This window comes from Spirochaetia bacterium (assembly GCA_022482625.1).
Classification (GTDB): domain Bacteria; phylum Spirochaetota; class Spirochaetia; order Sphaerochaetales; family Sphaerochaetaceae; genus Pleomorphochaeta.
The window spans coordinates 1,605,456-1,617,677 of record JAKVOU010000001.1 but is presented as its reverse complement, the minus strand read 5'-3'; the positions used below and the strand labels follow the sequence as shown (position 1 = coordinate 1,617,677).

12 protein-coding genes are annotated in these 12,222 nt (G+C 44.1%); 7 read left to right on the top strand and 5 right to left on the bottom strand.

The features are described from left to right. Nucleotides 1–744 precede the first annotated feature (744 nt). Nucleotides 745–2,268, top strand: a complete 1,524-nt coding sequence (locus tag LKE40_07405) for a hypothetical protein (GenBank protein MCH3917275.1) — start codon at nucleotides 745–747, stop codon at nucleotides 2,266–2,268. Nucleotides 2,269–2,322: 54 nt separating this feature from the next. On the opposite strand, the gene gpmA is transcribed toward LKE40_07405, so the two are convergent. Then, the gene (gene gpmA, locus LKE40_07400; GenBank protein ID MCH3917274.1) at nucleotides 2,323–3,069 is read right to left on the bottom strand and encodes a 2,3-diphosphoglycerate-dependent phosphoglycerate mutase; all 747 of its coding nucleotides are present in this window, start codon (nucleotides 3,067–3,069) and stop codon (nucleotides 2,323–2,325) included. Nucleotides 3,070–3,211: 142 nt separating this feature from the next. Between gpmA and LKE40_07395 the strand changes: the two genes are divergently transcribed. The 4 genes from LKE40_07395 to LKE40_07380 all read left to right on the top strand — a co-directional run bounded on the left by LKE40_07395 (nucleotide 3,212) and on the right by LKE40_07380 (nucleotide 6,611). Further along, nucleotides 3,212–3,673: a GNAT family N-acetyltransferase gene (locus LKE40_07395; protein MCH3917273.1), complete on the top strand. Its 462-nt coding sequence runs from the start codon at nucleotides 3,212–3,214 to the stop codon at nucleotides 3,671–3,673. Between the two features lie 24 nt (nucleotides 3,674–3,697). Then, nucleotides 3,698–4,147, top strand: coding sequence for a GNAT family N-acetyltransferase (locus tag LKE40_07390; GenBank protein ID MCH3917272.1), 450 nt, complete (start codon nucleotides 3,698–3,700; stop codon nucleotides 4,145–4,147). A gap of 99 nt (nucleotides 4,148–4,246) precedes the next feature. Then, nucleotides 4,247–5,119, top strand: coding sequence for a DMT family transporter (locus tag LKE40_07385; protein MCH3917271.1), 873 nt, complete (start codon nucleotides 4,247–4,249; stop codon nucleotides 5,117–5,119). A 160-nt stretch (nucleotides 5,120–5,279) separates the two neighbouring features. Beyond that, complete coding sequence (locus LKE40_07380) at nucleotides 5,280–6,611, top strand: glycosyltransferase family 4 protein (protein MCH3917270.1); 1,332 nt, start codon at nucleotides 5,280–5,282, stop codon at nucleotides 6,609–6,611. Nucleotides 6,612–6,615: 4 nt separating this feature from the next. On the opposite strand, the gene LKE40_07375 is transcribed toward LKE40_07380, so the two are convergent. After that, entirely contained in the window at nucleotides 6,616–7,497 is an 882-nt protein-coding gene (locus LKE40_07375) for a LysR family transcriptional regulator (protein ID MCH3917269.1), read from the bottom strand. 75 nt (nucleotides 7,498–7,572) lie between these two features. Between LKE40_07375 and LKE40_07370 the strand changes: the two genes are divergently transcribed. Both LKE40_07370 and LKE40_07365 read left to right on the top strand, forming a co-directional pair. Then, a complete protein-coding gene (locus LKE40_07370; GenBank protein ID MCH3917268.1) occupies nucleotides 7,573–8,160 on the top strand; it encodes a chromate transporter in 588 nt (195 codons plus the stop codon). Then, nucleotides 8,147–8,704 (top strand): chromate transporter, encoded by a 558-nt coding sequence (locus LKE40_07365; GenBank protein MCH3917267.1) that lies wholly within the window; start codon nucleotides 8,147–8,149, stop codon nucleotides 8,702–8,704. Before LKE40_07370 ends, LKE40_07365 begins: the two co-directional genes overlap by 14 nt. A gap of 491 nt (nucleotides 8,705–9,195) precedes the next feature. On the opposite strand, the gene LKE40_07360 is transcribed toward LKE40_07365, so the two are convergent. From LKE40_07360 to LKE40_07350, 3 genes are read right to left on the bottom strand one after another with little or no spacing between them, the layout of a single operon-like run. Continuing rightward, nucleotides 9,196–10,677: a tripartite tricarboxylate transporter permease gene (locus LKE40_07360; protein MCH3917266.1), complete on the bottom strand. Its 1,482-nt coding sequence runs from the start codon at nucleotides 10,675–10,677 to the stop codon at nucleotides 9,196–9,198. Nucleotides 10,678–10,688: 11 nt separating this feature from the next. After that, nucleotides 10,689–11,126, bottom strand: coding sequence for a tripartite tricarboxylate transporter TctB family protein (locus tag LKE40_07355; protein MCH3917265.1), 438 nt, complete (start codon nucleotides 11,124–11,126; stop codon nucleotides 10,689–10,691). A 56-nt stretch (nucleotides 11,127–11,182) separates the two neighbouring features. Beyond that, nucleotides 11,183–12,163, bottom strand: coding sequence for a tripartite tricarboxylate transporter substrate binding protein (locus tag LKE40_07350; protein MCH3917264.1), 981 nt, complete (start codon nucleotides 12,161–12,163; stop codon nucleotides 11,183–11,185). Between the last annotated feature and the right edge of the window lie 59 nt (nucleotides 12,164–12,222).

Here is a 12,222-nt window from a genome sequence, read left to right as displayed (position 1 = left end):
CCTTGGCATTTTGGTTATGTGTTTTTTTCTTGCCTTTCGCTATGCTTCAGGAACTATGTTCAATCAGTTTCAAGTTTTGCAAAAAACTCTAGGATTTATATTTTTTGCTTGTCAAGCAAAATTTTGAATCAGAGACAGAAATTCTTTAGACGTAGAAAGGAAAGTCTGCAAGCGATTTAAGACTGGTTAAAAGTTGTGTTATGTTCTAAAAAAAACTTTTTCAGAGAAAATTCATTGGAGTCTATAGGTAACCTTTAATTTTCAAGAACTTTTTGCTTGCACAAAAAAAAGGCAACCCACTTTGCTCTCCAATGAGGCTAAAACGAGTTGCCAACTTTATGGATGTTTCGGAACTGCTGTCTCAGTGGCCACCTTTGTGCACTCACTGATCCTAACCATCGCATTTCTATTATAGGAACAGGAATCGAACCTGTTTTTTTACCATTCCTACTAAAAATCTATTATTCTTATAAAGAAGATACCTAAGGCAATATAAAAAGTCAATACAAATTGATAAAATTTTTTATATTTTTTGATTAGGAATTTGATATCTAGGGATAATAAATAAAATTATTTAAAACTAAATAAAGAATTATATGCAATATATGTTGTGTTCCTTTATTTGAGTGGATTGGAAATTGTTTGAAAGAAAGCAGCTAGATTTATATGCAGATGTGTAAGAACATGAAATAAAATATGCCATCAGATGATATGGTATGGTATACTTATTTGTCGGAGGCTACGATGAAACAGAAAACATTGCCTGTGGAAGTGTCATTGGTCAATGAGGTAAAGAAATGCAATGACTGCCCATGGTTTTGGGGAGGTATACCGCCTTATGGGCCTTATCCGGCAATTGACTGGAAAGGGTTGCTGCCGAAAGGCCTGTGCTGTTCGCAACCATCTTCTTCTGAAACGACTCCTGTAAAGTGGACGGAGGCAGATGCCGTAGGCGACAGGTTGCCGGAACCTGCCGTGCTCAAGGGATGCAGGAAAGCTCCTATCATGACACTGGGCATCAACCCGAACCTTGGAGCGTATTTTGCGGGTCCCGGTGGGGCTGTCCGATGCTATCCTTCTTTTGCAAGGGCTGCAAACTATGCCTATTATTATCGCCATGCCAGTGTTTTTCAGGAATGTCTTGATGAGGGGACCATCCATTCGTGGATCGTAGAGGGAACAGAACTGAAAGCCCGGTCGGATGGATGGCTTGTTGCCGTGGAACGAGGTACTGATCATCGTTGGCTTTGCCTTACTGTCCGATATGTGGGAGAAAAAACGCCTGTATATTATGAAATGACATGGGAACCCGGCATGAGGGCTGTTGTCCTTACTGCTGTCAGCCGTGAGGATATTGTTGAAAGTGGTACGCCTGCATTCAGTAAAGGAACGGTACTTGCTGCAAAAATACAGAGCAAACCGAAGGCCGGAGTTCCTGTCTATGTGACGGGGTCTGGATACTACCTGCGTCTGCTTCCTGTACTGGCTGAATGCAAGCGACGTTTTGGTTTGCCCGACACGGCTCCTGACTTTTCGATTGGTGAAGATATAAGCATGTACGATATGGTCGGTTGTGCTTCTCCTGGATGGAGTGACAAATATGATATTCCCCGTTCTTCCATTGCGGCCCGGTGTGTCGGAGAAAAAGACTACGTATTGCGCCAGTTGCTGCAGAGCCGTCCTGCGGTCCTGCTGCTTGTCAGTACCAGTGCTTTGGAGATGTTTACCCAAAGCTTTGCAGATAAAGGAGGGCATCTTACATTTTCTGCAGAGAATCGTGATGTATATGATTTGTTGAAGGAAACGTGTCTTCGTTGCCACTATTTTATATACGAAAATGGCGATGTTTCGTACCGTGCTCGGGTAATCGTTACTCCGCATTTTTCCTATGCTGAGAATTTTGTGCCTCATGCCAGGTTTTCCCGCGATGCATGGAAAGGATTTTGTACTGAATTTCCCTGTGATGCGCAAGTCCTTGAATCAGGAGGCAGAATAGGCCAGGTGACACGGAACGATATGGTACCGATAGGTATCAGGAAAGATGACCCGATTGAAAGCAAACTAGGCTGTGCCGCATGGCAGATTTTGATTTCCCGTTTTTACGACCCTTATGGACTTATTGCCGATGCGCTGAGTGATGAATATCGTAAGGGCACCCTTGTCATTGACTCACCTAGCGGGCATCTGCAGCGGACAAATGGACCATGTGCCTTCTGCAAGAATAGCACATGGCATTTTCCTGAAGGATGTCCCTACGGCAAATGCTGAGGAGTTGTCTGCAGATTCTTTCTGACTATGTATATCAATTTTCAGGAAACTATATCAGTGGCTGGCTTTTCCTTGGTTGCTGACCTTTTTCATTTTTGCAGCAATGGTTTTCGGGTCTCCTAGATATTCCTTGCCTATGATTGAAAGATTTTCATCGAATTCATATACAAGAGGAATACCTGTCGGAATGTTGACATCCATGATCGCCTTGTTATCCAGATGCTCAAAGTACATGACCAAGGCTCTGAGCGAATTGCCGTGGGCGGCAATCAGTATCCGTTTGCCGGAAAGCATCTTCGGCTTGATTTCTTCTTCGAAATAAGGCACAGTCCTTGCTATGGTATCCTTGAGGCTTTCAGCCAGTGGAAGCTGAGCTTTTTCTATGTTTCTGTACTGCGGTTGCCGTGCTGGATTCCTTTCGTCAGTTTCAGAGAGCATCGGAGGCCGGACATCGAAGGAACGGCGCCAGATATGTACTTGGTCTTCTCCATACTTTGCAGCAGTATCAGACTTGTTGAGACCTTGCAGTGCCCCATAGTGGCGTTCATTCAGCTTCCATGTTTTTATGACAGGAAGCCAGCTGCGGTCAAGGGCATCCAATACAATATCCAATGTGTGGATTGCTCTTTTCAGGTAAGATGTATAACAGAGGTCAAAATCATAACCTTCATCTTTCAGTGCCATACCGCCGGCGGTTGCTTCTTTTTTCCCTGTCTCAGAAAGATCGACGTCTGTCCAGCCTGTAAAACGGTTCTCTTGGTTCCAAATACTTTCTCCATGTCTGAGCAATACCAATTTCATTGCTGATTTCTCCTTATATGGGAAGCATATAGTCATCAGATGTGTTTGTACAGTCTGGTAGGCCGTACTTTGTCGTATTGTCTGTCGCTTGACAGGAGGCGTTTGTATGGTAACATGAAACCAATCAAGTCAAGGAGTAATCATGATACGGAAAATAGGCTTGCAAGATAGGGATGCTTATCTTGCAATGTCAAAGGCATTTTATCGTTCAGATGCTGTTCTGCATACGATTCCAGAAGAGCATTTCCAAACTACATTTAAACATATTATTGCAGACAGTCCCTATGTCGAGGGCTATATATTCGAGGATGCAGGGAAAACCATAGGCTACGTACTTCTGTCATTTACCTATTCAAACGAAGCAGGTGGCCTTGTGCTCTTAATCGAAGAAGTCTATATACTTCCAGAATTCCAAGGTCAGGGACTTGGCGCAGAGTTTCTGACTTTTCTTGAAAGTACCTATCATGATAAAGTCGTATTGATGCGTCTTGAAGTTGAAAAATCAAATAAGACAGCTTTACATCTGTACCAGAAACTTGGTTTCACGAAAGTTGCATATCTGCAGTTGTATAAGAAACCTAAGTCCCATAGACAGAAAAGATGAAAAGGAGCATATGCTGATATCATGCTGGCATATAGAGAAATGACAATCTCTGACTATGGTCAGGTACGTGGACTATGGATGCGGACAAAGGGTATGGGACTCAATGCTGTTGATGACAGCTTTGAGGGATTTTCCCGTTTCCTGCTGCGTAACCCGAAGACTTGTTTTGTAGCAGTAGCAGATACTGAAGTTGCAGGAAGCATTCTGTGTGGACATGATGGGCGTAGGGGTCATATTTACCATCTTGCCGTCTTGTCGGAAAAGCAAAGGTGCGGTATCGGAACGCAGTTGGTCAATCTTGCCATCGCTGCATTGCAAAAGGAAGACATAGCAAAGGTTTCATTTGTCGTATTCAAGGATAATGTCGGAGGCAATGCCTTTTGGCAGCATCTTGGTTTTGCTGTCAGGGAAGACCTTGTCTATAGGAACAAGGTAATTGTTTCAAACGCAATGGGATGGATGAAAATTTCCTGAGATTTACAATTTTCTTCCTCTTGTTGCCAAAAGGTTATGGGAGTGCTAGGATGCCTCCGACGTGAGGAGGTGCCGATGCAGAAAGTCTTTTAATCTTTGTTGCTGGTAGGTGCTGCCATGATCTGGGGACTTGGTATGGTTGCCCAGAATGTTGGAATGAACAGCATGGGGCCTTTTATTTTTACCTTTTATAGGAATTTGCTGGCTGCCTTGGTACTGTTGCCTTTCTTATACTTCAATAGGAAGAAACTGCACCACCATAGCCTTGCTTCAGTTGTAAAGGTCGGCTTTCAACTTGGTTCCTGTCTTTGTGCCGGTTATGTATTGCAGACTTATGGATTGCTTTTTACGACAGTCGGGAAAGCTGGTTTTATTACGACGCTTTATATTGTTTTTGTTCCATTGTTCGGTGTACTGTTCCTATCAAAGATAGTCCCTCGGATTTTTTATGTCTTTGTCTTTGTTGCGCTGGCTGGCATGTATTTCCTTTGTATTGATAGTGATTTTACCCTTTCAGGAGGAGATTTCATTGAATTGGCCGGAGCTTTGTTCTTTACGCTCCAAATTTTGCTGGTAGGCAAATATTCCAGGGAATACGATGTACTTGCCCTTGCTTTCATTGAATTTCTTTTTTCTGCTGTTTTCAGTCTGGTCGGCATGCCATTCGAACATCCTACTTTGCAAATGGTCAGACAAGGTGCAATACCTTTGCTGTATGCCGGTATCTGTTCAAGTGGCATAGGCATGACGTTCCAGGTAATAGGACAGAAAGGTGTGGAAGAAGAAGTTGCTTCCTTGCTGATGAGCTTGGAATCTGTATTTGCACTTTTGGCAGGATTTTTTGTCTTGCATCAGCAGCTTTCAGGAAGGGATATCCTGGGCTGCAGCTTGGTATTCCTGGCTGTCATGGCTTCCCAGGTAGTCAGCATCCCATCTGTAAAAATGCGCTTGCCATCCAGCTTTCGTCTTTGAAAATGTGTATAATGGCTGAAAGTCTGTGCTACTATGATGTTTTTTGTGTTTGTATTTGATGAAATGTAGCAGAAAGCATTTGTAGGCATTGTTTTTTATTTGCTGGTCAACAGTATTTCAATTATACTGCAACCACTGAAAGGAAAGAAGGAAAGCAACTGTGAAGATATTGATAACTTCTGATTGGTACAAACCTCAGGTCAACGGAGTAGTGACTTCCGTATTGAACCTTGAGAAGGGTCTTAGGGAACTTGGACATGAGGTAAAGGTATTGACGTTATCCCGGACCACGCATTTTCATGTAGAAGGCGATGTTACTTACTGCGGAGCAATCAGGGCAGACTATATTTATCCTGGGGCCAGTATCATAAAACCAATGACGGGTGTTGACCTGCAGCCGCTGATAGCGTGGAAACCTGATATCATCCATTCTCAATGTGAGTTCAGCACGTTCCAGATTGCACTGAGAATAGCAGAAAAGACCAAGGCGCCGATTGTCCATACCTACCATACCAGTTATGAGGATTATATCCAGTATTTTCCGTTTCTTGAATATCTTGGGCACAATGTCATTGCTTTGTTTTCAAGACAGATACTCCTACAGACCCGTTATGTGATTGTTCCGACAGAAAAAGTCAAGCTGATGCTGCAGGGATATAATGTAAAGCAACCGATTGAAGTCATACCGACAGGCTTGGATCTGGAACGTTTTTTTGCAACTGACAGAGAAGAGATACGTATGGAACTTCGGTCCAGACTGTCTATACCGGCTGATGCCAAAGTACTTCTCTATGTCGGGCGTGTTGCACAGGAAAAGCATATTGACAGGTTGCTGGATTATCTGGCAAAGATGGACATGACATCCCTGAGATTTGTCATTGTAGGGGATGGTCCCTATAAGGATACCTTGGCAACCCAGGCACATGCACTGGGGTTGGATTCCAATGTCATTTTCACAGGAATGATCAGACCCGAAGAAGTTGCAGCATACTATACCTTGGGCGATATCTTTGTCAGTGCTTCTACCAGTGAGACCCAGGGATTGACATATGTGGAAGCCCTTGCCAGTGGGTTGCCTGCGCTCTGTAAGAAGGATCCGTGTCTGGATGGTGTCATCATAGATGGTACTGACGGTTATCAATTTGATGGATTTGATGATTTTTCTTCTCATCTTCAGCAGTTGGTTACCGATGACGGACTTAGGTCCCAGCTAGGAGATAACGCAAGGCAAAGGATGAAGGAGAACTATGGATATCTGCAGTTTGCACGCCATGTGGTGGATGTATATTCCAGGTCCCTTGTTCCTGCTGTCGTTCCTGGACGGATACTCAGTCGCGTGCAGATGATAGACAAATTGGAAAAAGTCAGGAATCGCTATGTAGTTGAGATGAAAGTCTTTTATGAGAAGGCAGGGAAATTCCGCGAAGGCCTTGATCTTTCTCTTCGCCGTGTCGAGTGGTGGAAATCCGATTGGTGGAAGCCAAAGGATTGAATTCTCAGAAAAGTCCCTGTTTGCCTTCTTCCATGCATAGGTTGATGAAAGAATGTGCCAGGGTTCCCAATGTCTTGTCCTTGTGCCTGATGATTGCGTAAGCACGTTGGAAGTCTGCACCTTCGACATGGAGTATCTGTAGCCTGTTGTCATGTTCGACCAAGGCCTGCGGTACAATGGAAATGCCCAGATTGTTCCTTACCAATGGAAGCAGTGAAACAAAATCGGTACTTTCGATATCGACTTTCATTTCATAACCTTTTGCCTTGAACAATGAATCGATCAAAGTCCTGGAGGCACTGCCTTGTTCCCTGAGGAGCAGATGTTGCCTGCAGATATCATGCAGGCTGATCTTTTTTCTCTGGCATAGCGGATTGCCTTTCGCACAGCAGAAAATTAACTTGTCTTTGCAGAACAGTTGTGTTTCAAGACAGCTGTTGAAGACTGTGTTTTCTATCAGAGCCAGGTCGAGTTTGAGGGATTGTACCATATCTGCCAGGGAATTTGAGTCTTTGATTTTTACGACGAGATGCGTGCTTGGATATTGTTTTTTGAAATTGAGCAGGATGTTGGGCAACATTGTCGATGCAATGGTCATGGAAGCGCCTATTTTCAACTCTTTCATGTTTTCATATCCCTGCATCTGTGTTTCCAGCTTGTCCATATCTTCAAGTATCTGGTTTGCGGCAGCCAGGAAGTGTTTCCCTGCATCCGTCAGGATCAAGTGCCTGGATATCCGGTCAAACAGCTGGATGTGATACTGCTGCTCCAATTCCTTGATTGCAAGGCTGACTGTAGGTTGGGCAATGCTTAGGACCTTTGCCGCTTCAACAGTACTTCCTGTATCGCATACAGTGATGAATATCCTGAAATGTCTCAGCTCCATATATAATCAAATCCTTATATGTATTATTAACATATTGTATTTTACTATTGATTGAAAAAACAGTATAGTCATGGTATGGAAGAAAAAAAGATTTCCGGAAAAGAATATCTGACTCTGTTTCGCACTATGTTCACGCTTTCTGCTTTTACGTTTGGCGGTGGATATGTAATCGTGTCATTGATGAAACAGGAGTTTGTAGACCGGCTGGGATGGATCGATGATGATGAGATGCTGAATCTCGTTGCCATTGCACAGTCATCCCCTGGTGCCGTAGCAGTCAACGGCGCCATGCTGGTAGGTGAAAAGGTCGGAGGACCCTTGGGTGCTGCCGTGTCGATTTTGGCAACTATCCTGCCTCCGTTTATCATCCTGTCCATCATTTCGATGTTTTATGCACAGTTCAGGAGCAATCGGTTCGTCAACGCCTTCCTGACGGGTATGCAACCTGCCATTGCTGCGGTAATCGCCGATGTAGTTGTGGATCTCGGCGGCAAGATCATCAAACAGAAGAAACTGGTTTTTATCCTTGTCATGATTCTGGCTTTCTTTGCAAATTACCAGTTGAAGCTGAATATCATCCTTATCCTTGCTATCTGTGCATTGGTAGGAGGCATCATGGCCGTCATTGGCAAGAAGAAGGAGGAACGCGGTGCAGCTGATTGATCTTTTCCTTTGTTTCATGCAGATCGGAGCCCTGAGCTTCGGTGGTGGCTACGCTGCCTTGCCGTTGATTCAGGAACAGGTAGTGACTCTTAACCACTGGATGACGCTTACCCAGTTCACTGATCTGATTTCCATTGCTGAAATGACTCCGGGACCCATTGCCGTCAACAGTGCGACCTTCGTAGGCATACATCTTGCCGGTTTGCTTGGAGCTGTAGTTGCAACACTTGGTGTTCTGATTCCTTCCATTATTTTTGTAGGAGTACTTGGCTACCTGTACAAGAAGTATAAGTCCATGTATCTGTTGCAAGGCGTACTTACAGGCCTCCGTCCGGCTGTTGTTGCTATGATTGCTTCTGCTGGTGTCACTATTTTCCTATTGGCTGTCTTTGGGACAGGAACGTCGAAGTTCAACCCGCTTGCCTTGGCTATCTTTGCAGTGACATTGGTTGTTCTCCGTTGGAAGAAACCAAATCCTATTGTCGTGCTGCTTCTTTCCGGTGTCATCGGAGGTGGTATCTATCTGGGATTGGGAATCCTGTAGTACTATGAGTTGACAAATATAAAAAAGAATTTCTTAGATATTGTATTATAGGTAACAGGCCTTGTCATAGTTTGGCAAGGCTTGTCTTTTTGATACATCAAAAGGAGAGTAATAGATATCTGCAGGGCCTTAAAAGTATCTTTTATCTGGTTCTGATATTCATTTTGGTTTCGATTTTCTTTCAGGTACAGTAATTGCAACCGACAAGGCTATTGCAAAGCAAAGATGGTCGAAAGTTCAACCATCTTTATTTGTGCAATTTATTTCTGGGACGGTTTGCACTCCGTCACACAGTAAGTTTTTTACATCGTCAATCGATAACCCGTAGGTACTTATATAATAATATGTCTCTATGATATTGTCAATGTTTCCGTTGCTGGTCTTTGGCTGAAAATATTGACGTACTGTACCAAGACAAATCATTCCCATCACCGATATCTGCATGACAGTGATGGGAAGTCTTGTATTTCTGAAAGAGAAAAACTGAGTAATTACTTTGTCTGTTTTTTCTTCTGTAGCAGTGGCAATACGATGGACAGGAACGTGATTACAATGAAACCGACGCTGATCGGCCTGGTAACGAAAATCGAGAGGCTGCCGTTTGAAATTGTCAGTGCCCTCCTCATGTTCTGTTCCAATGTAGGCCCGAGTATGATGCCCAGCAGCAACGGGATGATACTGTAACCGAACTTGGAGAGCGTGTATGCAATTGCACCGAAAAGGACAATGACATAGATATCATACATCGTATTGTTCAGGGAATAGGTACCTGCTACACACAGGAACAGCAATATCGGGGTAAGTACCCTTTCCGGTACCTTTACTGTCAGCATCGCAAAGTATTTGATCAGCACCCGTCCTTGGATCCACATGAAGATATTCGTGACGATGAGTCCTGTCATCAAGGCATATACTATCGGCCCGTAGTCTGTAAAAAGAGAAGCTCCAGGAATCAATCCATGCATCATGAAAGCACCTAGGAGTACGGCAACAGAGGCATCTCCAGGAATGCCTAAGGCAAGCAAAGGGATCAAAGTTGCACCCGTGACACCATTGTTGCCTGCTTCAGGTGCAGCAACACCGGTCAGGCACCCTTTTCCGAATTCTTCCGGATGTGTAGATGATTTCTTTGCTTGATCATAGCTTATGAAAGCCGCGATACCTCCGCCTGTTCCTGGAATTGCACCGATTACCGTACCTATCAATGATGATTGTACGATGACCTTCAGGTTGTCTTTGACTTCTTTCAATGACAGTCTGTCATCTTTCCGCAACTTTAGCTGTCCACTGCTTCCCTCGGTTGTTGTCTTCCCTTTCTTCAGTATTTCGGGAATGGCGAACAGGCCGATCAGGGCTGGGATCAGCTCGATACCGCCATAAAGATGATAGTTGTCGAAGACGAACCTATAGGTACCTTCGAAGGAGTCGATGCCGATGGTTGATACGAACAGCCCCAATGATACGGAAATCAAGCCTTTCGGAAGATTTTCAGAACAAAGGCTTGCAACGATTGACAGGCCGAATATTGCCAATGTGGCGAATTCTGCGGATCCGAAGAACAAGGTAGCTTTTGCAATCTGAGGACCTGCAAACAGTAATATGAAGGCACTGATCAATCCGGCAATGGCAGAAGCCGTAAGTGCCATCAACAATGCTTTCTTTGGATGTCCTTTCTGTGCAAGTTCGTAGCCGTCAATTGCCGTAGCTGCTGCAGAAGGGGTTCCTGGAGTCCTCAGCAGGATAGCTGAAATCGATCCACCGTAAGTTCCTCCGCAGTAGATTCCCAACAGCATGAGTATGCCACTGACTGAATTCAGATTGAAAGTAAAGGGGAGGAACAATGCAATTGCCAGTGTGACAGTCAGCCCCGGCAGAGCTCCGAAGATAATGCCGAGAAAAAGCCCGACATTGATGCAGATGAAATTTGTTACTGAAGTAAGCAGCAACAGTCCTTGTCCGATATTTCCGAGCATAGTGTTCTCCTCTAGGGTAACTGTACGTTGAGCAGGTACTTGAACACAAAGAAAATAGCCACGACAGCCAACTCAACACTGAGATAATAGACAGGTTTTTTCTGTTTGAAGAAAAGCAGTATTGCTGCTCCGATGATAAGTGAAGGTACCAAAAAACCGAAGTTGGTCATCAGAATAAGATAAGCTATGATGATACCAAGCAGAATGGCTACTTTTTTTCCATCTGAAAAGTCAAGTTTATTATCTGCCGATTGATTCCTGTGTCTTTCTCTTAGGGTTGAGACAATCTGCAGTATGCTTCCTGTGAACATAATGATGCTTACAATCCGTGGAAAGAACTGCCCATTCAGCATTTCCTGGCTGGTTGATTGGATCTGGAAAGGAATGGCAATCCAGATGACGATGGATAAGACGAGAAAAAAGAAACCACTTCCGATATCTGATTTCATGTTGATAGCCTCCGATCATGCCCGCCTTTGGGAAAAGGCGGACATGGTAGTCTTGACTAATCGCTGAGTTTTGCTGCGACAGCCTGTTGGTTCTTGATATAGGCATCGATTTCCGATGGGCTCATCGGACAATAGTCGATGTTTGAGTTCTTGACGAAAGTCTGATATTCCGGTGAATCACAGATTTGTTTGAACTTCGTGTACAGATAGTTTACGACTGCATCGTCCGTTTCTGCTTGTACTGCGAGAAAGTTCAATCCTGGGAATGAAATGTCAACTCCCTGTTCCTTCATTGTCTTGATGGTTGTTCCCTTATAGCCTGTGTATGGCTTGTCAGAGAAAATCCCAAGAGGAATAAGGTCTCCGTTTTCAAAGAAGCTTTTTGCACCTGCCGGGGGAGCAACCGTAACATCTATGTTGCCGGCTACCACGTTTGTCAGGGCATCGACGGCACCGCCGAATACCACAGCCTTTGCGGGAGTCTTCGAATTTTTGAACAGACCTTTTTCGATCAGGTCCATATCGGTACCAACGCCTGAAGTCCCATAAGTGACTGTATGGGTATCAGCATATTCCATCAACTTTTCCAAGGTGTCTATGTTTTTGTTTTTGGCTGATACGAAAAGAATGAAGTCAACATTCTCAAGTCCTATCACAGGCTTGATATCTGCATAGGTATACTTGACTTTCTGTGCCGTGGGTACAGTTACCATTATAGACCGGCTCATCATGATGATATCATGTGAATTCGGTTTTTTGGAAACGAATTCCGTTGTGGCAATTACACCGCTTGCTCCTGTTCTGTTGGTAACGACTACCGGTTTGGCAATGACGCCTTTCGACAGATTTGCTATTTCCCTGCAGATTACATCAACGGCTCCACCTGCTTTGTAAGGATTGGTGATCGTAATGTTTTCCGTCGGGTAGTCCAGTTTGCCTTTTTCAGGACTTTCTGTCTGCCCGTTTGCAAACACTGTGCTTCCTACCAGTGCAATTACCAGCAGTGCCAGCTGTTTCCTGAGGATTGAATTTTTCATATATTTCTCCTATAAAAAGTCAATAGTTTCTACGGAAACTATCAAGCTCCGTTTGTTTT

Excerpts from the sequence above, each read along its gene's own strand:
- LKE40_07350 (MCH3917264.1), bottom strand. The coding sequence starts at position 12,163 with ATGAAAAATTCAATCCTCAGGAAACAGCTGGCACTGCTGGTAATTGCA.
- LKE40_07375 (MCH3917269.1), bottom strand. The coding sequence starts at position 7,497 with ATGGAGCTGAGACATTTCAGGATATTCATCACTGTATGCGATACAGGA.
- gpmA (MCH3917274.1), bottom strand. The coding sequence starts at position 3,069 with ATGAAATTGGTATTGCTCAGACATGGAGAAAGTATTTGGAACCAAGAG.
- LKE40_07355 (MCH3917265.1), bottom strand. The coding sequence starts at position 11,126 with ATGAAATCAGATATCGGAAGTGGTTTCTTTTTTCTCGTCTTATCCATC.
- LKE40_07395 (MCH3917273.1), top strand. The coding sequence starts at position 3,212 with ATGATACGGAAAATAGGCTTGCAAGATAGGGATGCTTATCTTGCAATG.
- LKE40_07405 (MCH3917275.1), top strand. The coding sequence starts at position 745 with ATGAAACAGAAAACATTGCCTGTGGAAGTGTCATTGGTCAATGAGGTA.
- LKE40_07370 (MCH3917268.1), top strand. The coding sequence starts at position 7,573 with ATGGAAGAAAAAAAGATTTCCGGAAAAGAATATCTGACTCTGTTTCGC.
- LKE40_07360 (MCH3917266.1), bottom strand. The coding sequence starts at position 10,677 with ATGCTCGGAAATATCGGACAAGGACTGTTGCTGCTTACTTCAGTAACA.